We start from the raw sequence: 20471 nt of genomic DNA on the forward strand, positions 1-20471 counted from the left end.
TCCCCCGCCGGGTCTGACCCCACATTTAACCGAGGCCCCATGAAAAAACTCCTGATTCCCCTGCTGATGGCTGCCGCCGTCGGCAGCGCCTGCGCCGCAACGCCAGCGACCCCGGCCACCGCGCAACAACTGACGGCCATGAGCGCCCGCTACGCACCCGTCGCGCTGACGGCCGACGTCACCCACCTGTCCGCGGGCGACCGCCAGGCCATCGCCAAGCTGGTCGAAGCGGCCAAGCTGGTCGACGTGCTGCAGCTGCGCCAGCGCTGGTCCGGCAATGAAGCGCTGTGGGCGGCCCTGAAGAAGGACAAGTCGGCCCTGGGTCAGGCCCGCCTGAATTATTTCTGGATCAACAAGGGGCCATGGTCGGTGCTCGACGCCCACGCCTCGTTCATGCCGGCCAGCTATGCGGGCATCGCCATTCCTTCGCACAAGCCGGAAGCGGGCAACTTCTATCCGCAGGGCGCCACCAAGGCCAGCCTGGAAACGTGGATGAACGGATTGCCGGCGGACGACAAGCAGCAGGCGCAATGGTTTTTTACCACCATCCGCGCGGGCAAGGATGGCAAATACCAGACCGTCAAGTATTCGGACGAATACAAGGTGGAGCTGAAACAGCTGGCCAAATTGCTCGACGAAGCGGCAGCCGCCACGGACAATGCATCGCTGAAGAAATTTCTGACCCTGCGCGCCAAGGCTTTCCTCGACAACGACTATCTGCCGTCCGACTTCGCCTGGATGGACCTCGATTCGCCCGTCGACATCACCATCGGCCCGTATGAAACGTATAACGATGAACTGTTCGGCTACAAGGCCGCGTTCGAAGCCTACGTGAACATCCGCGACCAGGCCGAGACGCAAAAGCTCAATTTCTTCGCCAAACACATGCAGGAGCTGGAAGACAACCTGCCGCTCGACGCCCAGTACCGCAACCCGAAAGTGGGCGCGCTGGCGCCGATGGTGGTGGTCAACCAGGTGTACGGTGCCGGCGACGGCAACATGGCCGTGCAGACGGCCGCCTACAACTTGCCCAATGACGAGCGCATCATCAGCGCGCGCGGCTCCAAGCGCGTGATGCTGAAGAACGTGCAGGAAGCCAAGTTCAAGGCCACCCTGACGCCGATCTCGAAACTGGTGCTCACGCCGGAAGCGCAGCAGGACGTCGATTTCAATTCCTTCTTCACGCACATCCTCGCGCATGAAATCATGCACGGCCTGGGCCCGCACGCCACCGTGGTTGACGGCAAGCCATCGACGCCGCGCCAGGACTTGAAGGAAGCGTATTCCACCATCGAGGAAGCCAAGGCCGATATCACGGGCCTGTTCGCGCTGCGCTACATGATGGACAAGGGCCAGCTCAACGACACCCTGGGCCAGGGCGAGGCGGCCGAACGCAAGCTGTACAACACCTTCCTCGCCTCCGGTTTCCGCACGCTGCATTTCGGCCTGACGGATTCGCATGCGCGCGGCATGGCCATCCAGATGAATTACATCCTCGACAAGGGCGGTTTTGTGTCGCTGGGCGACGGCAAATTCGGCGTCGATTTTGCGAAGATCAAGCAGGCCGTGATCGACCTGGACCGTGAATTTCTGACCATCGAGGCGACGGGCGACTATGCGCGCGCGCAAGCGATGATGACGAAATACGTGGTCATCCGCCCTGAGGTGCAGGTGGCGCTCGACAAGATGAAGGCCGTGCCCAACGATATCCGCCCGGAATTCGTCACGGCCCGCGCGCTGGATAAGGCGGCGAAGAAATAAGCTGACCTTGATTATTATCAGTCTGAAAAGCCGGTGCCTTGCGCACCGGTTTTTTTTCGTCTTTATTTGCGAAAAGTTGCCAGTTTTTCCTTGTGGAAATACATCCACCGCTTACTCTGCAGTGGTAAATCCTCCTTTCTTCCCGCTTATCCCATGTTGAAACCGCTCTTGCAGATGAGCTTGCTCATCGCTTTCTCCCCTTTGCCTGCCGTGGCTGCCGCCCAACTCACCGATTTGGAAACCCGCTGGCTGCAGGCGGGCCAACCCGTCATCGCGTTTGCGCGCGCGCAAGGTTTGCCCATCGATATCATCGTGCAGCCGCAGGATGCGCCCGGCGCCGTGCCGCTGGCGCTGGGCTACGAAGGGGGGCGCTGCAAGCTGGTGCTGTCCTTGCGCGGCAATGCGCAGGCGGACAGTGTCTTGGAAGGCGTGCCGCCCGCGCGCCAGGGCCTGATGATGGAAGCGATGACGGCGCATGAGATCGGCCATTGCCAGCGCTATGCGCAGGGCGACTGGCATGCCTTGCCGCGCGGCTTTGTCGAGCCGCGCAGCAGGCAGCGCGGCAAGTTGACTGCGCTGGCGCAGGAGCTGAGCGAGACGCGCCGCGAAGAGGGGTATGCGGACCTGGTGGCCCTGGCCTGGATGCATGGACGCCACCCCGGCCAGTATCAGGATGTGCTGGCCTGGATGCGCGGCGTGCGCGCGGCAGGCGAGGCTGCGGGCGGCGGTGTAGGCAGTTCCCACGCCACGCAAGGCTGGCTGGCGCTGGCCGATGGCGCAGGCGCATTTGATGGGGCCGTTTCACCATTTGAACAGGCGCAAGTATTGTGGCGGATGGGTTTGAGCGGCGACAAATAAACGGTGATTTTTAAGCGAATGGACTGTCAGCGTGTGCTGTCGCACGGAGCTTTGCGCGCGGCAGGGGTCTAATCTGGGCATCAACTAACCAGAGAGGAACCATCATGAACAAAATGATCGCACTCATGCTGGCCGCCAGTGCCAGCGCCCTGCTTGCCGCCGCGCCCGCGTATGCGCAGGATGCCTCGTACAAGAGTTTGACGGACAAGGCGTCAAGTGACTACAAGCAGGCCAAGGCCGCCTGCGACAGCCACAGCGGCAACGCGAAAAAAGTCTGCGTGGAAGAAGCCAGGGTGGCGCGCGCCAAGGCCGAATCGGATGCCGTGGCCCAATACCGCAACACGCCGCGCGAGCTGACCAAGGCCCGCAAGGATGTCGCCAATGCCGAGTATGACCTGGCCAAGGCCAAGTGCGGCGACCGCACGGGCGCCGATAAAACCACATGCATGAACGATGCCAAGGCGGCGAAGACGGCCGCTTTGGCCGACGCCAATACGGGCGCCAAGGCCGGCACCAACGTGGCGCAGAATCCGCCCGCCACGACGAAGGAAAATTGCGACGCCATGGATGCGACGGCCAAGGCCGCCTGCGTGACGCGCAATGCGGCCGGCAGCACCAAGACGGCCGTGGCCGACTCCGTCATCACCACCAAGATCAAGGCTGACCTCGTCAAGGACAATGACTTGAAGGCGCTCGACGTGCACGTGGAAACGGTGAATGGCGTCGTCATGCTCAGCGGCTTCGTGCCTTCCCAGGCGCAAGTGAAAAAAGCCGCCGACCTGGCCCGCAGCGTGGAAGGCGTGACGGATGTGAAGAATGGCTTGAAGGTGAAGTAAGCGCACTGTTTACAAGTATTGACACAGGAACTGGAGCCGCATACCGAGGGCGTGTGGCTCCAGTTTTTTTTGCTTGTATAAATTATGATCGTAATATAACATGGAAAATCTGGCCGGCGAGTGGTGCTCGGCATCCACTTTTTCTCATGAGGACGGCATGCTTTCTCTTCCCTTTTCGCAATGGCTGGCGCGGCGCGGCATCCACTTTGCCTGGGTCATCGTGGCCATTACTTTCCTCACGGCCCTGACGTCGTCGGCCGCCCTGGGCTTGCCAGGCGCGCTGATGCAGCCTCTGAGCCGCGAATTCGGCTGGGATGCCGAGCAGATTTCCTCGGCGCTGGCCGTGCGCTTCGTGCTGTTCGGTTTGATGGGACCGTTTGCCGCCATCCTGATGGAGCGTTTCGGCTTGCGCAATATCATCTGCGTGGCCCTGGGCCTGATCGCGGCCGGCATGCTGCTGGCCACGCGCATGACGCAGTTGTGGCACCTGGTGGCCTTGTGGGGCATCCTGCTGGGGCTGGGCTCGGGCATGACGGCGCTGGTCCTGAGCGCCGTGGTGGCCAACCGCTGGTTCGAGACGCACCGGGGCCTGGTGGTGGGCGTGCTGACGGCCAGCTCGGCCACGGGCCAGCTGCTGTTCCTGCCCGTGGGTGCCTGGCTGATCGAGCATTTCGGCTGGCGCACGGCCGTCATGCCCGTGTTTGCCAGCTGCGCCATCGTCGCCGTGCTGGCCTTCCTGTGCATGCGCAACCGGCCGCAGGACGTGGCCTTGCGCCCGTATGGCGCCGACCCGGCCACGCCCCTGATGGCGGCGCCGGCGGCCGCCATGACGTTCGCCACGCCTTTTTTGATACTGCGCAGCGTGGCTTCCAATCGTACCTTCTGGATACTGTTCGGCACGTTTTTCATCTGCGGCCTCAGCACCAACGGCCTGATCCAGACGCACTTCATTTCCCTGTGCGGCGACTCGGGCCTGTCCGCCGTGCCGGCCGCCTCCGTGCTGGCCATGATGGGCGCCTTCGATCTGTTCGGCACAATCTTGTCCGGCTGGCTGTCGGACCGCTATGACAACCGCAAATTGCTGTTCTGGTACTACGGATTGCGGGGCTTGTCGCTGTTCTGGCTGCCGTATTCGGAATTCACCCTGTACGGCCTGTCCCTGTTCGCCATGTTTTACGGCCTGGACTGGATCGCCACCGTGCCGCCGACCGTGAAACTGGTGGGCGCCACGTTTGGCCGGGAGCGGGCGGGCATGGTGTTCGGCTGGATCTTCGCGGGCCACCAGCTGGGCGCCGCCGTGGCCGCGTACGGCGCGGGCCGCATCCGCACCCTGATGCTGACCTACAATCCGGCCCTGTTCGCGGCCGGCGCCGCCTGCCTGCTGGCCGCGCTGCTGGTGCTGGCGATCCAGCGGCAGAAGGCGGCCGTGGCCGCCGTCCAGCCCGCATGAAAAAAGCCAGGCCCGCATGTGCGGAGCCTGGCTTTTCATTTCAAGAACGTTTCAGGATTTACTTGAGGTATTTGGCGAGCCAGCCCTCGACTTCGCTGTAGAAGAAACGGCTGTTCTCGCCTTTTAAAATCCAGTGGTTTTCATCCGGGAACACCAGCAATTTCGCCGGCACGTTCAGGCGCTGTTGCACGGCAAAGTTCATCAGGGCATTGTTGGCCGGCACGCGGTAGTCGAGCTCGCCCACGGTGATCAGGATGGGGGTGGTAAAGCCCGTGCCTTTTTCGTGGTTGCCCGCTTGCATGACCGGGCTTTGGTCGCGCCACACGGGCAGGTTCGACCAGACGGGGCCGCCTGCATTCGTTTCACGGCCGAAACCGCCATCGCTGGTGCCCCACTGCATGATCAAATCCATTTCGCCCGCGTGCGAGACGATGGCCTTGTAGCGCGTGGTGGTTGCCTGCAGCCAGTTGGCCAGGTGGCCGCCATAGCTGGCGCCGCCGGCGGCCAGTTTCGTGCTGTCGATGAACGGGTATTTCTTGATGGCTTCATCGACGCCCTGGTTGACTTCATCGCCCGGACCCTTCAATGGGTCGAACTGGATCGAGCGCGAGAATTCCTCGCCATAACCGGTGGAACCCTTGTAGTCGGTCAGCAGCACGACATAACCTGGCTTGGCCAGCAAGTGATAGTTCCAGCGCAGCACGAACTGGTCGCGCCACATGCTGGCCGCGCCGCCGTGGATGACGGTAAACAGCGGGTATTTCTTGTTCGGATCGAAATTCGCGGGCTTGACGAGCATATTGTGGATACGGCGGCCGTCGGCCGTCGTGAACCAGAAGTGCTCGGGCGCCTGCCAGTCGATCTTGTCTGCCTTGTCCGTATTGAAAGCCGTCAGCCGTTTCGGCTGCTTGCCGTTGAAGGCATAGATTTCCGGCGGGTTGATGCTTGATTCCCACACGCCGACGAGGGCCTTGCCGCCGCTGCTCAGCGAATTGATGGTACCCGTCGGCAATGATGGCTCTTCGCGCACGTCGCCGCCTTTGGCGTCGATCGAGTACAGCTTTTCCAGGCCCGCATGTTCATAGCTGAAGATGACGCGCTTGCCGCCTTCGGGCAGCACGTAGCGCGAAATCGAGCGGTCCAGCTTGGCTGTCAGGATGGTCGGCGCAGGGTTGCTCATCGGCCAGGCGAAGCTGGCCAGGCGTTTCACGTCATACACTTTACCGGGCGTTTGCGCGTCGCTCAAGGCGAACAGGGTCTTGCCGTCGGCGGCGAATTTCAGCGAGCCATAGCTGTGCTTGTCCTGCGTCAAGCGCTGCGCTTCGCCGCCGGCCACGGGCAGCAGATACAGTTGCGAAACCACGGCTTCGCGCTGCGCCGCATCGTGGTTGGTGGCCGCGTTGAAGACGACGGCCTTGCCGTCCGGCGTCCAGATGGCATCCAAGGATTGCCCCTCGTCGCCCTGGCCGCCGCCAAAGCCGGGCAGCGCCACCAGTTGCGTGCCCGACAGGATGTCGCGCGGCGTGTTTTCACCTTTCGTCTCAGGCTGCGCATCGACGATGAACAGGCGCACATGCTTGTCCGTCAGCCATTTGTCGAAATAGCGCGGCGCCGTCGTTTCATACGAACGGGCACTGACTTTGCGGTCCTTGCGCTCTTTCGCGCTTTGCTTGACGTCGGCCTCAGTCTTGTTGCCTGGATAGATGTCGCTGATGAACAGCAATTGCTTGCCGTCCGGGCTCCACTTTGGCATGCGCGCGCCCAGGGTGAGCGAGGTCAGGCGCTGTGCTTCGCCGCCGGCGGCCACGTCGAGGCGGTAGATCTGTCCCGCTTCATCGCCGTCGCGCTTGGCGACGAAGACCAGCTGGCGGCTGTCCGGCGACCATGCCACGGCGCTTTCGCCGCCCTTGGAATACGTCAGGCGACGCGCGGGGCTGTCATCAAGCAGGGACTTGATCCACAGGTCCGACCATTGCTCCTTGCTATCGTATGCACTGTCGACCACGGAAAACACGGCCCAGCGCCCGTCCGGGCTGGCGACGGGCGCGCCCACCCGTTTCATCAGCCACACGTCTTCATGCGTGATGGCGTGTCTGGCTTGCGTTTGCGTGGCGGCAACTGGGGTCGTGGCCTTGGTATCGGCGGCGTGAGCCAGCGAGGCGCAGGCTGCTGCGATCAGCAGAGAGCCGAGGGAACGGCGAAGACGGGGTGAGGTCATGGGCGTGGTCCGGGTAGTGAAAAAAGTACAGCGGGCAACATTATTGCCCATCGATTCGGCCGCTGCCAAGGCCATGAACCGTTACTTACCAGGCGGAAGCGGCGCGTATCGGGCGGGCAGCGCGTATCCGATCAGTTAAACTTGCCGCTTTATTCACGCTGGCGCTGATAGAACATGAAAATTTGTCTACCCTTATTGAAAACGGCCTTGCTGGGCGCGAGCTGCCTGCTGGCGGCCCCGGTTTTTGCCGCCGCCGCCGCACCGTACCCGAACACCAGCGCCATGGGCGTGGGTCATGCGGAAAGCACGGCCTGGTATGCGGGCTGCCTGAAGGTCAAGGATGCGGCGCCGCCGCCGGCCGACCTGCCGGCGCCGTCCGCCGTGGCGTCCTTGCAGCAATGCCAGGCGACGGACCTGTATTACGATACCAAGAGTATGTCCTCGCCCAAGCCGGCCGACTGGCGTCCCGCACGCCATTGCGCGATGGCCACGCAGAACAGCGCCGTGTTGATGATGCTGTACCAGAATGGACAGGGCGTGCAGAAAGACCCGCTGCTGGCGCTCAAGTATGCGTGCAGCATCGACGCGGCGCCGGCCGAGATGCAGGGCCGCATTGAACACTTGCAGCAGATCAATGCCAGCGGACGCGGCATGATCGACTTGTGCGACGACATCACCAGCGGCTACATGATGGGCGTGTGCAGCGCCATCGATGCGCGCCAGAAACAAAGAGTGCGCGCGCAGGCGACAGGCAAGGTCAGTGCAAGCATGCCTGCCGTGGCGCAAGCGTCGCTGCAAAAGCTGCAGGCGGCCGCAAGCAAGTTTGCCGACGCGCGCGCGGCCAATGAAACGGACTTGAGCGGCACGGCGCGCGCCGCCCAGAGCATTGCCGCCCGCACGGCCGAGCTCGATTTGCTGGCGCAGGACTTGCGTGAGTACGAAGGGGGCAAGTTGCCTGTCAGCATGACGAAAGAGCAGGCGGCGGCGCTCGACAAGGAACTCAACGTCATCTACGGCAAGCTGATGAAAAAGCCCGCGTCCACCTATGCGGGCGCCGTGGACAAGGACGGCATCCGCGCCACCCAGCGCCTGTGGCTGGCGTACCGCGATGCCTGGATGAATTTTGGCGCCGTGCGCTATCCATCCGTCACCAGCGAGACCTGGGCCGGCCGGCTGACGGCGCGGCGCAATGCGCAATTGCAAGACTTGCTGGAGAATTGACGCATGCGGGAAGCGTACTACCACGAAGATGACTATTGCATGATCGAACTGCTGCCGCTGGATAATTTGCAGCACTGCTTGACGCAGATGGGCGAGCAGCAGGCGTTCGCCGATGCCCACCGCAGCGGCGCCGGCTGGACGGACATGTACGTGATCAAGGCGCCACCGTCGCCACTGCGCGCGCTGGGCCTGACGGCCGAGCAGCTGCGCCTGGCGCTGGCCGATGCCTTGCCGCCGTATGACGCCGTCTACACGGGCTACAGCAGTTACCGCGTGGAATGCAAGAACGTGCTGGCCTTTGGCGGCGACAAGACGGAAACCCTGTTTGCGGGCCTGGACGAGCAGGGTATCGTGTGCGACCTGTGGTGCAGCGATGGCATGCCGCAACTGTTGCTGCTGCCCTTGAAAGAGCAGCTGTTGCTGGCCGATTGGGGCGCGGGGTTTGCGTGTCCGCTGGCCGATGGCGACTTGTTCGCCCGTTATCTGCAGGAATACGAACTCGGTTGATTTATTCGCAGGCGATGGCGTTCGGCTGCGCCACTTTGACCACGGACGCCAGGTGCGCCATGTCGTTGCCGTCGCCTTGCTCGACGTACGGTTGATACGTATCGATGACGATGCGCGCACGCGCTTGCCAGCCGCAATTGTCGGCCTGTCGCGCGGGCACGCGCAGCAGCCGGCGCGCCTGGGCGTCGTTGCTGAAACAAAACCATGCATCGTGCGTGGCGGCAGGGCGGGGCAAGCGCCCCCATTGCGCCTTGTCGGGCGCGAAGCAGACGCGGTTGCCGATGATTTCCAGGCTCATCTCGTCCGTACGCGCGCTGTACTGGCCGTCGAGCACGATGGGCGTTTGCGCCTGGGCTGGCAGCAACAAAGAGCACAGCAGGGGGGATAGCAGGGTGGCAAGTTTCACAGTGCGTCTTTCCGTATCGTCAGCAGATGCACCAGTATATCGGCACTGGCGGCGCACGATTGCATTGCTCGCGGGGAGATTCTTTCCGCATCCGTCACGCACTGCTTTCGCTCAGCTTGTCTCTGGTCGAATTTACGCAAAAAAGGGTTGGAAAATGCTAGTTTGCCAACCCTGTGCGTACTGCTGTCTTCGTGGCAGGAGGGGATTAATGGTTCCCGTTGCCATGGACAAGGAATACTATATTCAAAAGAACCTCAACCAGCCGAAGCAGGGAGTATTTCCGCCGCCACTCCCCTTATGGGCCTACTGGTACAAATACCAGCAGGGGGTCGTCTGTCTGGCCCACCATCATGAGTCCATCAGCGGAAATACCCAGGGTGCGGGTCATCAGGCTCCTCGCGTACCCGGCAAACTTGAAACTCTTGAGCAGCATGCCGTTTGCGTCGTGCACCCATACGTCGGCGCTCGAATACCAGCCTGAGATGCCGCAGTAAACGCGATCATCGCTGCCCACCTCGACGTTGTTGGGGTAGGCATCTCCGCCGCTGAGGCTGCCGATGAAGCTCAGGTCCGACGGTTTTACGCTGCTGCAGCGGTAAGGTGCAGCCGACGCGACATACAGGCGCATGCCGTCAGCGCTGACCGCGATGTCTTGTCCATTCGATGCGCCGTTGATGAAGCCGGCGGAGCCCGCCGAAGCGCTGAACAGGGCACCGCCACCAATATCGGCGTAGTCAACTACAATTGCGCTTACCGATGCCGGGCTATAGCCTGAATCTTGCAAGTAGAGGCGGCTTCCGTCGCTCGATGCTGCCATGCTGTCGGCGTTGCCGATCATGCCCGCCACGGCACCTGTGCTGGCCAGGTATGCCTTGCCGTCGGCTGCTGCCACAATCTCTACGCCATTTGGCCGCAGGGCCAGCAAGGCCGACGATTGCTGGACTGCTGCTGCCATTGGCCAACTGGTTTTTTTCGTCAGCGTAGCCAGGTCCACGACGATGATATTCCGATTGGCGGTATCGTAGGTGTAAAGATGCCGGCCATTCGGGCTGATGGTCATGTCTCCCATCGCGCCACCGAGGTTGCTGATGGTGCCGACTTGGGTGGCGGAATAGATGTTATACACATCGATATCGCCTGTGCCGTTGTTTGCATACAGCAAAGGTCGGATCGGATCGGTCTTGAGGTGGCTGTAGGTCTTCGTCAATTTCGTCGTGACGGCCGGCGTGACGCTTCCTTTCCAGATCGCAACATGCAGCTGCTCTGAAGTCTGAATACCATTCTCGCTGGCCAGGCTGACGGTGGCATAGCTGATGGCGTCGACCGGTAAAGTGGATGGATCGGCCGTCAGCGTCAGCGCATTTCCGCTGCGTTGCACGGACAGCCATGCCTTGTCGGAACTGGCAGTCCATGCAGGGGTTAGCCCGAAGTTGTCGCGCACGGTGACCTTGCGCGACAGGCGTGACCAGCCTGGGGTGGAAGACAGCCCGACGCCGACTTCCGAGAACAGCAGTTTGCGCGTATCGCGCTGGGCGGTGATGGTGACTGGTACCGAGATGGTATCGCCATTGACTTGCGTGCTCGCGGTCAAGGTCGTGGCACTGGTTCCGATGGGCTGGTTGGCGCCGATTTGCGAAAACACAATGCTGCTGCCAGCCTGATTCACCGTACCGCTGGTAGCGCTCGCGCCCAGCCATGCAGGCAGTGCCGAGAACGACCAGGGATAAGCGTTCGCCATGGTGTTGAGATTCAGCGTCAGGCTTGCTGTCGACGCAGGCGAGCGGCCATAAGGTCCTCCCAGCGTGATGCTGTCAATCGAGGACGTTAAGGTGGCTTTCGTCAAGTTCAGCGTGACAGGAACTTTGCTGTCGCTGACGTTCGGTGCGGTAATCGTTAACATTGCATCGTGTCGGCCGCTGGCAAGCTTGCCGTTCGCCGGGTCGACATATACCGATGCAATGGCAGGTGTGGTGCCGCTCGTCGGGGTCACTCCTAGCCATGCCGCGCTGGCGGTGGCTTTCCAGTTCGCCGCTAGGTTAGGTGCCGTAAATTTAACGGGCGCTGCCGCAATGGGAGCGCCGTTGATGCCATTGAAGGTAATCTGGCCGTGATCAATGGAAAAAGCGGCAGGCAGCAATTCGGCACTGACAGGCAGCGAGGCGATTTGCCCGTCGCTGCTTGTGACTACGATAGTGCCTGTCTGGACGCCAAATGTCAGCGCGGAAACATCGTAGCCGACAGTAAACGAGCTGACGCCGTTACCTGCTGCCGTCGAGAGCTTGATCCATGCCGCGTTCGTGTTCACAGTCCATGTGCGACTTTTCGCGCTGACGTTGACAGTGACGGGCGCTGGCGCCGGATTTCCCTCAGAAATGGTCGCGTTGAGAAGGCCAAGTGGCGCCACTGTCATTGGTGACAAGGGTATCGGCACGACAGTGATCGCATATGGCAACTGCATCGGCGAACCGGGGAAGTGTTGCGTACAAGCGGCATCCTTGCAAACTTTGACTGAAAAAGTGCCTGTATGTTTTCCGATGGGCAGCGTCGGCGCAGTCTGGAGCAGAATGCTGTAACTGCCTGGGCTTAGCTGGGAAAATTGTACCTCCGGCAGTATCACGCCTGTCGTATCGATGACGTAGGCGAACACACTGTTTACATTTTGAAATTCCGATGGCGTGTTCACAGTCGCTAGCAATGACAACGCCTTCGTGCTCCCCTCATCGGCGGTAGCGGCGGCCGTCGGCACGCTGAATGTCAATGTTGGCGTGGGCGTCGGGGTAACTGGCACCGGAGGGGCAACGCCGCTGCTTCCGTCGCCTCCACCGCTTGGGCTACCACCGCCGCCACAGCCAGCCATTAATGTGGTTGCGAGCAAGTATGCCAGTGCGCGCGAAATGCTGTACCTGAAAAGAACGGACGCCATTTTTGTCGGAGGTAATCATTAAGAGAGAGGCATTATTGCTTATTTCAAATTGTTTGAATAGCATTTAGTTGCCAATAATTAATTTCCTTTATTTATTTTCTTTTTTGCAAGTAATGGCATTCTCGACGCATTGCCTGTATGGCATCGTTGAAGCTGGCGAGCTGGATATGCTGGAGGGGAGGAAGCGCGTGCTGTATTTGCAACGAGCACGTTGGCATCGCGGTGGCGCGCCATTGCCATGGGCATGCGTCTTATTTCCTCACGGGTTTGGGAGTGTTGCGCAAGGCGCGGCTCAATGCTTGCTTGTCCGTCCTTTAGAAACATGGGTTAAGGCAGTGCCGGGAGAGTTTCTGCACTTGGCGGTGACCGGGGCACATTTCCCCCATGTGGGCAATATCACGGATAAAGACGCAAAAAAGGGTTAGCAAACGATAGTTTGCTAACCCTGATCTGTACTGCTGTATTCGTGGTAGGCCGTGCGGGATTCGAACCTGCGACCAACGGATTAAAAGTCCGCTGCTCTACCAGCTGAGCTAACGACCCGAAAGAGGCCGCATTATATATCAGTTGAAAAAGAATGCAAAGCATTCCTGCACGAAAATGAAGATGGCTCAATGCAGGGCGGCCGTGAGCTTCAGCACTTCGTCGATGCTGGTCGTGCCATCGATGATCTTGCGCGCGCCGGCGAGGCGCAGCGGCGTCATGCCGTCGAGGATGCTCTGGCGGCGCAAGGCGTGCAGGTCGGCGCCCGCCTTGATGAGCTGGCCGAACGTTTCCGTCACGTTCAGCAGTTCATAGATGCCGGCCCGCCCCAGGTAGCCGCTGTGGCGGCACAGGGGGCAGCCGGCGGGGCGGTACATGGCGCGGGGGCGTTCCAGCTGGCCGCCCGTCAGGCGCTGCCATGACGCGTCGTCCGGGGCGTCGCCCGGCTGTTTGCAGGCCGGACACAGGCAGCGCAGCAGGCGCTGCGCCAGCACGCCGATCAGGCACGCTTCCAGCAGATAGGCGGGCAAGCCCAGTTCCAGCAGGCGCATGACGGCCGAGGGCGCGTCGTTGGTATGCAGGGTCGACAGCACCAGGTGGCCCGTCAGCGCCGCCTGGATGGCCATCTCGGCCGTGGCCAGGTCGCGGATCTCGCCGACCATGATGATGTCGGGATCTTGCCGCATCAGCGCCCGCACGCCGTCGGCAAACGACAGTTCGATGCCGGCCTGGGTTTGCACCTGCATCTGGTTGAAGGCCGGCTCGACCATTTCGATGGGGTCTTCCACCGTGCACACATTGACTTCGCTGCCGGCCAGCGCCTTCAATGTGCTGTACAGGGTGCTGGTCTTGCCCGAGCCCGTGGGACCCGTCACCAGCACGATGCCGTGCGTGCGCGCCGTCAGCTGGCGCCAGCGTTCGGCGTCCGCGGGCGGAAAGCCCAGTTCGGCGAGACTCTTGACGGCCACTTCCGGATCGAAGATGCGCATGACGAGCTTTTCGCCGAAGGCCGTGGGCAAGGTCGACAGGCGCAGCTCGATTTCCTGCCCTTGCGCATTGCGCGTCTTGATGCGGCCATCCTGGGGGCGGCGCTTTTCCACCACGTCCATGCGCCCGAGCAACTTGATGCGCGCCGTCATGGCCAGCATGACGACGGGCGGCAATTGATAGGCTTGGTGCAGGCGGCCGTCGATGCGCAGGCGCACGAGGCCCGCGTCGCGCTTCGGTTCCAGGTGGATGTCGGACGCGCGCTGGGCGAACGCATACTGCCACAGCCAGTCGACGATGCGCACCACGTGCTGGTCGTTGGCGTCGAGGCTGGTCTTGTTGCGCCCCAGTTCCACCAGCTGCTCGAAATTGTGGCGCAGCGCCAGGTCTTGCGTGGATGCTTGCCTGGCCACCTTGACGGAGGTGGCCAGGCTGAAAAATTGCGCGATGGCGTCGGCGATGTGCAGCGGGTTGGCGATGACCAGGCTCAGCTTGCGCGGCGCCAGGTTGCCCAGCTGCGCCTGCCAGGCGAGCGCGTAGGGCTGGGCCGTGGCGATGACGATGCGGTCAAGCGTGCTTTCCACTGGCAGGATGTTGAAGCGGGCCGCATAGCCGGCCGTCATGACGTCGGCCACCTGGCTGAAATCGATGTGCAGGGGATCGATGCGCAGATACGGCAAGCTCGCGCGTTGCGCCAGCCACGCGCACAGGGTATCGAGCGTCAGTGCGCCGTGGGCGATGCTGCACAGCGGATGCAAGGCGGGCGCCGGCAGCAGGGCGGTCTGGGTTGCGATGGCGGCCGCTTGCGCTGCGTCGAGCAAGCCGTCTTCCTGCAGCCAGGCCAGCAGTTGCGGCAGTTCCAGTGGCGTGTCGGGCGAGATGGGAGAGGAAGGAGGGGAAGCGGGCATGGCCGGCGTCTTTCAGGACTGCCGGCCTAGCCTGGTAATGCCGGCGCTTACAGGGTGCTGACGATGCCCTTGACCCAGGACTTGGCGGGCAGCTTGGTCTCGGCGACGATCTGCTTGGCGCGCTCGAGCAGGGCGGCTTGCGCTTCGGCATCGAGTGCCACTTTCGTCTTGAATGCGATCGCCACCACGTTCCCATCATGGACTTCCGGCAGGCAGATCACCTGTGCAAACGCAAACTTCATCGCCTTGATGTTCTTTGCGTAGCTGGGATGGTCGCCAAACAGATTGACCGTCATGATGCCGTGCGGCGCCAGGCAGGCGCAGCAGGCGGTATAGAAATCGGCGCTGTCGAGCACGGGGCCGCGCGCCGTGGCGTCGTACAGGTCCACTTGCAGGGCGTCCAGGGTGCCGTGGTTGGCGTCGTCGTTCACGTAGTCGAGCGCATCCATCTCGCGCACGTGCAGGCGCTCGTCGTTGGGCGGCAGCTTGAACATCGAGGCACAGATGGTGATGACGGAAGGATTGAGTTCGATGGCCTCGACTTGCGCCTGCGGGAACTGGCGGTAGCAGAACTTGGTCAGCGCGGCCGTGCCCAGGCCCAGCTGGGCGAGGCGCTGCGGTTGCTCGATCCACAGCATCCACGCCATCATCTGCTGCGCGTATTCGAGCTCCGGCCAGTCCGGCTTGCGGATGCGCATGGCGCCCTGCACCCATTCCGTGCCGAAATGCAGATAGCGCACGCCATCCATTTCCGACAGGGTAACAGGGGCGTAGCGGGGCTTGCGCGCAGGGCGCGAGGATTCGACTTGTTCGATGGATTTTCGTTTGATAAGCATAAGGCGGCCTGAAAGTGTGCCGCATTATAGCCCGTGCCGGGGCGCCATAAAAAATGCCAGCCGCTGGGGCTGGCATGGTAGGGGCCGCTTATTGCTGTGCAGGTTCTATCGAGACCCGCAGGCGGATGCGCTCGCCCGGATCGTAGGACATGATGCTCGTGTAGTTGCGGCCACGGTAGTCGTAGGTGACCTGGTAGCCATTGTTGCGCGATTCCCAGTGGTCGACCTGGCGGCATTGCTTGACGGCTTGTTCCTGCATGCCGCCCTGGTAATTGTTCTGGTTGTCGACGCGGTCGCCCACGACGGCGCCGGCGATCGCGCCCGCCGCCGCTGCTGCCGTGCGGCCATTGCCGCCACCGACCTGGCTACCAAGCAAGGCGCCGGCGATACCGCCGACGATGGAGCCGCCAGCGCTGCGCTGTTGCGGCGGTGCCTGGACTTGCACGTATTCCGTACGGCATTCCTGGCGTGGACGGTTGATCTGTTCCACTTGCGGCACGACGCGTACGACCTTGCCGAAATCTTCAAAGTCGGCGGCCTGGGCGAGTGGCAATGTGCCGAGACAAACGGCTGACAACATCAATTTGGCTTGCAAGTTCATTTGTAACCTCGTTATCTAGAGAATCTTTCAGGGTATTTTTTACAACTTGGGACTATAGTAATCCCGCCAGACCGGGGCAAGTGTTTCGCATGGCAACAAAATGTAACAGCCCAAGCCCCTTGCCCCACAGTCTGTAACATGCACTTTCAATCGATACAAGATGTTGAAGTGACTTGAAACCAGCGGTTTGTAACAAATCTTGCGTTTGACATCATATTCGGGTTGATTCATGCAGGACAACACGTTACCCTAATACGCGTATGGCTTAGATAAAATCGCACTGAATCGCATAAAAGTTGATACAGATCGAATCACCGCGTGCGCATTGACCCGCGTGCGGGGATGCAATAAGAAGAGCAGCTAGAAAAAATCCATACATAACAGGTCGATTTGAGGGAAAAATGAGTTTGTTACTAACCGTGCCGCCCAACCTTGTCCAGTCCATCCGTGCCTTTCGCGTGACCGAATTACAAGACGAGGCGATCCGTCTCGGGCAGCACTTTTTATATGCGCATTGCAACGCTGGACAGACCAAACAACAAGTCATCGGCATTATTGCGGAAGCCTTCCTGTTTCCGAAAAACCTGGCGAAGAATTTCGATGCCCTGCGCCTGTGCCTGACGGACACCATGTTCAAGGCGGGCACGCAGACGGGCTTCCTGGTGGTGCTTGAGCAATTGCCAAATACGCAAAAATTCGACAAGGAAGCGCGCGAGATCCTGCTCGACGTGTTCCGCGACGCGGCCGACTACTGGGCCGAAAAGAAAGTCCCGTTCCGCGTCTTCTATTCGTTCGAGTAAGCACCTACTCACGCCGCGGAGGCGTCAAACCAGCCTTTCATGCCCTGATCGGGCGGCGTAATCGGGCAGCGGCGGCGGCCCGGTCGCTATGTTGCGCCGCAACAATAATAGCGGCCTTTCTTGGTTCGCATCGCCATAGCGGGTACAATGCGCGCTATGAAAAATATCGTTATCCTCATTTCCGGACGCGGCAGCAACATGGAAGCGGTCGTGCGCGCGGCGCAAGCCGAGCAATGGCCAGCCCGTATTGCCGCCGTCATCAGTAACCGGGCCGACGCCCAGGGACTGGTTTTTGCCGCGGAACATGGGATAGCGACGGCAGTCGTTGCCAACAAGGATTATGCCAGCCGCGAACAGTTCGATGCGGCGCTGCAAGCCGTGATCGACGGCTACACCCCCGACCTGGTCGTGCTGGCCGGTTTCATGCGCATCCTGACGCCGCCCTTCGTCGAACATTACGCGGGGCGCATGCTCAATATCCACCCGTCGCTGCTGCCTTTGTTCCCGGGCATGGCGACGCACCGCCAGGCGCTCGAGGCGGGCGTGACGGAACACGGCGCGACCGTGCATTTCGTGACGGCCGAGCTCGATCATGGCCCGGCCGTGGCGAGCGCGAAAGTCCCCGTCTTGCCGGGCGACACAGAAGACAGCTTATCGGCGCGCGTGCTGGTACAGGAACATCTGCTTTACCCGCGCGCCATCCGCCTGTTCATTGACGATAAACTGTCGGTCGAGCATGGCCAGGTCCGCGTGGACCCTCAATAAAATATTACAGGAAGAATAACAATGAGATTGCCACCAGCGATACTTGCCAATGCTGAAGAAGTATTGCGCGAAATTTTACGTTTCACGGCCCCGGCCGACACCACCTTGTCGCGCTATTTCCGCGACCATCCGCGCCTCGGTTCGCGCGAACGCGGCGCCATCGCCGAAGGCATCTATGCCGTGCTGCGCAATAAATCGTTCTTCACGGACTTCGCCGAAGCGGGCAGCGGCCCGACCATGCGCCGCCTGACCATCCTCGGCCTGGCCGAAGCCGTGGGCGCCGACTCCTTGGGCGGCCTGACGGAAGAAGAAGTGGAATGGCTGGAACGCATCACGCAGATCGACCGCAGCCTGATGCCGGCGAACATGCGCGCCAATATGCCGACCTGGCTGTTCGACAAGCTCATCGCCCAGTTCGGCGAAGCGGAAACCATGAAGCTGGCCGATGCGCTGAACGCGCCGGCGCCGCTGGACTTGCGCGTCAATTCGCTCAAGGCCACGCGCGAAGACGTGATGCTGGCCCTGGCCGAAGCGCCGATTCTCAGCACGCCGACGCCGTTTGCGCCGCTGGGCTTGCGCGTGATCAAGAAGCCATCGCTGCAAAACCTGCCATTGTTCCAGAGCGGCGCCATCGAAGTGCAGGATGAGGGCAGCCAGATCCTGTCGCAGATCGTCGGCGCCAAGCGCGGCGAGATGGTGGTCGATTTCTGCGCCGGCGCGGGCGGCAAGACCCTGGCGCTGGGCGCGCTGATGCGCAACACGGGCCGTCTGTACGCGTTCGACGTGTCGGAAAAACGCCTGGCCAAGCTCAAGCCCCGCATGGCCCGCAGCGGCCTGTCGAACGTGCATCCGGTGCAGATCGCGCATGAGCGCGATGCCAAGATCAAGCGCCTGGCCGGCAAGATCGACCGTGTATTGGTCGATGCCCCGTGCAGCGGCCTGGGCACCCTGCGCCGCAATCCGGACGTCAAATGGCGCCAGCAGCCGAACTCCATCGTCGAGCTGCAAGCCAAGCAGGCAGCCATCCTGGCCGGCGCGGCGCGCCTGGTCAAGGGCGGCGGCCGCCTGGTGTACGCCACCTGCAGCTTCCTGAACGAAGAAAACGATCAGATCGCCGAGCAATTCCTGGCGGCCAACCCCGACTTCACCCTGGTGCCGATGAGCAAGGTGCTGGCCGAACAGAAGATCGAGCTGGAAATGGGCGACTACCTGAAACTGCTGCCGCACCTGCACCAGACGGACGGCTTCTTCGCCGCCGTGTTCGAGCGCAAGGTCATGCCGAAAAAAGTCTACGCCGATGAAAAGCCGGCCGGCGACGTTGACGCTGAACCAGCCGAGTAAGCCTGTCACGGGTCGCCGCTGCACCCTGCAGCGGCGCCCTTCAATGCCGCCAGCCCGCCTGGCGGCATGGGATCACTCCCCATCCGTACCATCTTCGTCCCACCTTCCGGACCGCATCCGCCATGAATGAAACCCCGCTGCTCAACCTGATCACTGATTTTGTCGACGATTTCCGCCAACCGGCCATCCTGTGGCAGGCGCTGGTCATCCTTGCCTGCCTGGCGCTGAGCTGGCTGCTGGTGCGGCAGTTGCGCGTGTTCCTGCATAAGCGGGCGGAAGCGGCGGCCACGCCCGCCACGCCGGAAACCTTGCAGCGCACGGACAGTTTCATCCGCATTTTGACGCCCGTCCTGGCGGCCATGCTGCTGGGCATTGCGCAACATTTCCTGGCCAAGTTTCAGTCGGTGAACCTGCTCAGCATTGCCATCCCCCTGTGCACGTCGATGGCGCTGGTGCGCTTCGGCTTTTATGTGCTGCGCCGCATTTTTGCCCGTCATGGCGACATCAGTCCCACCATGTTGTTGCTGGAAAAGATTTTCACGGTGGTGGTGTGGGCCGGCATGGCCCTGTACATCACGGGCCTGTGGCCGGAACTGCATACCTTCCTGGAAAGCATCGTCGTGCCGCTGGGACGCAACAAGGTCTCCGTGGCTGCCATCTTGCAAGCCGCTATTTCGGTCGCCGTGCTGCTGGTACTGGCCATGTGGGCCGGCACCTCGCTCGACGAGCGCCTGATGAAAATGCAGGGTCTGCACACTTCCCTGCGCGTGGTGCTGTCGCGCATGGGACGCGCCGTGCTGATCCTCGTTTCCGTGCTGGTCAGCCTGTCGCTGGTGGGCATCGACTTGACGGTGCTGTCCGTGTTCGGCGGCGCCTTCGGCGTGGCGCTGGGCTTCGGCTTGCAAAAGATCGCCGCGAACTTCGTCTCCGGCTTCATCATCCTGCTCGACCGCAGCCTCACCATCGGCGACATGATCACGGTGGGTCAATTCACGGGCAAGGTCACGCAGATCAATACGCGCTATACTGTGTTATTGGGTGGTGATGGCGTTGAATCCATTGTTCCGAATGAAATGCTGATTTCCGGCGGCGTGCAAAACATGTCGCTGAGCAACCGCATGGTCTGGCTGTCGACGGCCGTGTCGGTGGGCTATGAAACGGATCTCGATGTGATCTTCCCCTTGCTGGAAGCGGCAACGGCCAAGGTGCCGCGTGTGTCGCAAAGCAATCCGCCTTCGGCGACGCTCGTGCGTTTCGGCGCCGACGGTCTCGACGTGCAGATCGGTTTCTGGATCGCGGATCCGGAAAACGGCACGGGCGGCGTGAAGTCGAATGTGAACCGCGCCATCTGGCGCACCTTGCAGGAACATAAGGTCACTGTACCGTTTCCGCAACGCGAATTGCGTATTGTTGGTACGCCTCCTGCCCCGCTCGCCAGCGCGGCAGACGGTGAGTCCCCGCCATCCGGCACCCAGCCTTAACCTCGCTGCCTGCCTCCGTTTTTGCCTGATAGCACCCATTAGGGCGTACAATCACGCCTAAAATTAACTCTGCCGGACCTCCAGAGTCA

16 protein-coding genes and 1 tRNA gene are annotated in these 20471 nt (G+C 61.6%); 10 read left to right on the forward strand and 7 right to left on the reverse strand.

Going from position 1 to position 20471, the window contains the following annotated elements; genetic code table 11:
- Window positions 1–39 precede the first annotated feature (39 nt).
- From OX462_RS05800 to OX462_RS05815, 4 genes are all read left to right on the forward strand, one after another.
- On the forward strand, window positions 40–1761 hold the full coding sequence (locus tag OX462_RS05800; protein ID WP_409027983.1) for a dipeptidyl-peptidase 3 family protein: 1722 nt from the start codon (window positions 40–42) through the stop codon (window positions 1759–1761).
- Window positions 1762–1914: 153 nt separating this feature from the next.
- Window positions 1915–2619 (forward strand): hypothetical protein, encoded by a 705-nt coding sequence (locus tag OX462_RS05805; protein ID WP_409027984.1) that lies wholly within the window; start codon window positions 1915–1917, stop codon window positions 2617–2619.
- 104 nt (window positions 2620–2723) lie between these two features.
- The gene (locus tag OX462_RS05810; RefSeq protein ID WP_121670300.1) at window positions 2724–3455 is read left to right on the forward strand and encodes a BON domain-containing protein; all 732 of its coding nucleotides are present in this window, start codon (window positions 2724–2726) and stop codon (window positions 3453–3455) included.
- Window positions 3456–3612: 157 nt separating this feature from the next.
- Entirely contained in the window at window positions 3613–4905 is a 1293-nt protein-coding gene (locus tag OX462_RS05815; protein ID WP_409027985.1) for an MFS transporter, read from the forward strand.
- Window positions 4906–4963: 58 nt separating this feature from the next.
- Here OX462_RS05815 and OX462_RS05820 read toward each other — a convergent pair whose 3' ends face one another.
- Window positions 4964–7123, reverse strand: a complete 2160-nt coding sequence (locus OX462_RS05820; RefSeq protein WP_409027986.1) for a prolyl oligopeptidase family serine peptidase — start codon at window positions 7121–7123, stop codon at window positions 4964–4966.
- A gap of 174 nt (window positions 7124–7297) precedes the next feature.
- Here OX462_RS05820 and OX462_RS05825 point away from each other — a divergent pair, with 174 nt between their 5' ends.
- Window positions 7298–8344, forward strand: coding sequence for a lysozyme inhibitor LprI family protein (locus tag OX462_RS05825; RefSeq protein WP_409027987.1), 1047 nt, complete (start codon window positions 7298–7300; stop codon window positions 8342–8344).
- Window positions 8345–8347: 3 nt separating this feature from the next.
- A complete protein-coding gene (locus OX462_RS05830; RefSeq protein WP_099408859.1) occupies window positions 8348–8851 on the forward strand; it encodes a hypothetical protein in 504 nt (167 codons plus the stop codon).
- Window position 8852: 1 nt separating this feature from the next.
- Here OX462_RS05830 and OX462_RS05835 read toward each other — a convergent pair whose 3' ends face one another.
- The 6 genes from OX462_RS05835 to OX462_RS05860 form a co-directional block, all read right to left on the reverse strand.
- On the reverse strand, window positions 8853–9257 hold the full coding sequence (locus OX462_RS05835; RefSeq protein WP_409027988.1) for a hypothetical protein: 405 nt from the start codon (window positions 9255–9257) through the stop codon (window positions 8853–8855).
- 295 nt (window positions 9258–9552) lie between these two features.
- Window positions 9553–11940, reverse strand: a complete 2388-nt coding sequence (locus OX462_RS05840; protein WP_409027989.1) for a BACON domain-containing protein — start codon at window positions 11938–11940, stop codon at window positions 9553–9555.
- 707 nt (window positions 11941–12647) lie between these two features.
- Window positions 12648–12723, reverse strand: a tRNA-Lys gene (locus OX462_RS05845).
- A gap of 68 nt (window positions 12724–12791) precedes the next feature.
- Complete coding sequence (locus OX462_RS05850; protein ID WP_409027990.1) at window positions 12792–14558, reverse strand: GspE/PulE family protein; 1767 nt, start codon at window positions 14556–14558, stop codon at window positions 12792–12794.
- 47 nt (window positions 14559–14605) lie between these two features.
- A complete protein-coding gene (locus OX462_RS05855; RefSeq protein ID WP_099402931.1) occupies window positions 14606–15394 on the reverse strand; it encodes a class I SAM-dependent methyltransferase in 789 nt (262 codons plus the stop codon).
- A gap of 88 nt (window positions 15395–15482) precedes the next feature.
- Window positions 15483–15995: a glycine zipper 2TM domain-containing protein gene (locus tag OX462_RS05860; protein WP_070224495.1), complete on the reverse strand. Its 513-nt coding sequence runs from the start codon at window positions 15993–15995 to the stop codon at window positions 15483–15485.
- Window positions 15996–16396: 401 nt separating this feature from the next.
- On the opposite strand from OX462_RS05860, the gene OX462_RS05865 reads away from it, so the two are divergent.
- From OX462_RS05865 to OX462_RS05880, 4 genes are all read left to right on the forward strand, one after another.
- Window positions 16397–16795, forward strand: coding sequence for a barstar family protein (locus tag OX462_RS05865; protein WP_034747450.1), 399 nt, complete (start codon window positions 16397–16399; stop codon window positions 16793–16795).
- Window positions 16796–16951: 156 nt separating this feature from the next.
- Window positions 16952–17560, forward strand: coding sequence for a phosphoribosylglycinamide formyltransferase (purN, locus tag OX462_RS05870; protein WP_070289225.1), 609 nt, complete (start codon window positions 16952–16954; stop codon window positions 17558–17560).
- 21 nt (window positions 17561–17581) lie between these two features.
- The gene (locus OX462_RS05875; RefSeq protein ID WP_070312812.1) at window positions 17582–18901 is read left to right on the forward strand and encodes an RsmB/NOP family class I SAM-dependent RNA methyltransferase; all 1320 of its coding nucleotides are present in this window, start codon (window positions 17582–17584) and stop codon (window positions 18899–18901) included.
- Between the two features lie 122 nt (window positions 18902–19023).
- Entirely contained in the window at window positions 19024–20382 is a 1359-nt protein-coding gene (locus OX462_RS05880) for a mechanosensitive ion channel family protein (RefSeq protein WP_070312811.1), read from the forward strand.
- Window positions 20383–20471 lie beyond the last annotated feature (89 nt).

The organism is Janthinobacterium aestuarii (assembly GCF_046113285.1).
Lineage (GTDB): Bacteria > Pseudomonadota > Gammaproteobacteria > Burkholderiales > Burkholderiaceae_D > Janthinobacterium.

Bases quoted from the DNA above. Each gene is read 5' to 3' on its own strand.
- OX462_RS05830 (WP_099408859.1), top strand. From the start codon at position 8,348: ATGCGGGAAGCGTACTACCACGAAGATGACTATTGCATGATCGAACTG.
- OX462_RS05860 (WP_070224495.1), bottom strand. From the start codon at position 15,995: ATGAACTTGCAAGCCAAATTGATGTTGTCAGCCGTTTGTCTCGGCACA.
- OX462_RS05850 (WP_409027990.1), bottom strand. From the start codon at position 14,558: ATGCCCGCTTCCCCTCCTTCCTCTCCCATCTCGCCCGACACGCCACTG.
- OX462_RS05825 (WP_409027987.1), top strand. From the start codon at position 7,298: ATGAAAATTTGTCTACCCTTATTGAAAACGGCCTTGCTGGGCGCGAGC.
- OX462_RS05875 (WP_070312812.1), top strand. From the start codon at position 17,582: ATGAGATTGCCACCAGCGATACTTGCCAATGCTGAAGAAGTATTGCGC.
- OX462_RS05865 (WP_034747450.1), top strand. From the start codon at position 16,397: ATGAGTTTGTTACTAACCGTGCCGCCCAACCTTGTCCAGTCCATCCGT.
- OX462_RS05800 (WP_409027983.1), top strand. From the start codon at position 40: ATGAAAAAACTCCTGATTCCCCTGCTGATGGCTGCCGCCGTCGGCAGC.
- OX462_RS05810 (WP_121670300.1), top strand. From the start codon at position 2,724: ATGAACAAAATGATCGCACTCATGCTGGCCGCCAGTGCCAGCGCCCTG.
- OX462_RS05880 (WP_070312811.1), top strand. From the start codon at position 19,024: ATGAATGAAACCCCGCTGCTCAACCTGATCACTGATTTTGTCGACGAT.
- purN (WP_070289225.1), top strand. From the start codon at position 16,952: ATGAAAAATATCGTTATCCTCATTTCCGGACGCGGCAGCAACATGGAA.
- OX462_RS05805 (WP_409027984.1), top strand. From the start codon at position 1,915: ATGTTGAAACCGCTCTTGCAGATGAGCTTGCTCATCGCTTTCTCCCCT.
- OX462_RS05815 (WP_409027985.1), top strand. From the start codon at position 3,613: ATGCTTTCTCTTCCCTTTTCGCAATGGCTGGCGCGGCGCGGCATCCAC.
- OX462_RS05820 (WP_409027986.1), bottom strand. From the start codon at position 7,123: ATGACCTCACCCCGTCTTCGCCGTTCCCTCGGCTCTCTGCTGATCGCA.
- OX462_RS05855 (WP_099402931.1), bottom strand. From the start codon at position 15,394: ATGCTTATCAAACGAAAATCCATCGAACAAGTCGAATCCTCGCGCCCT.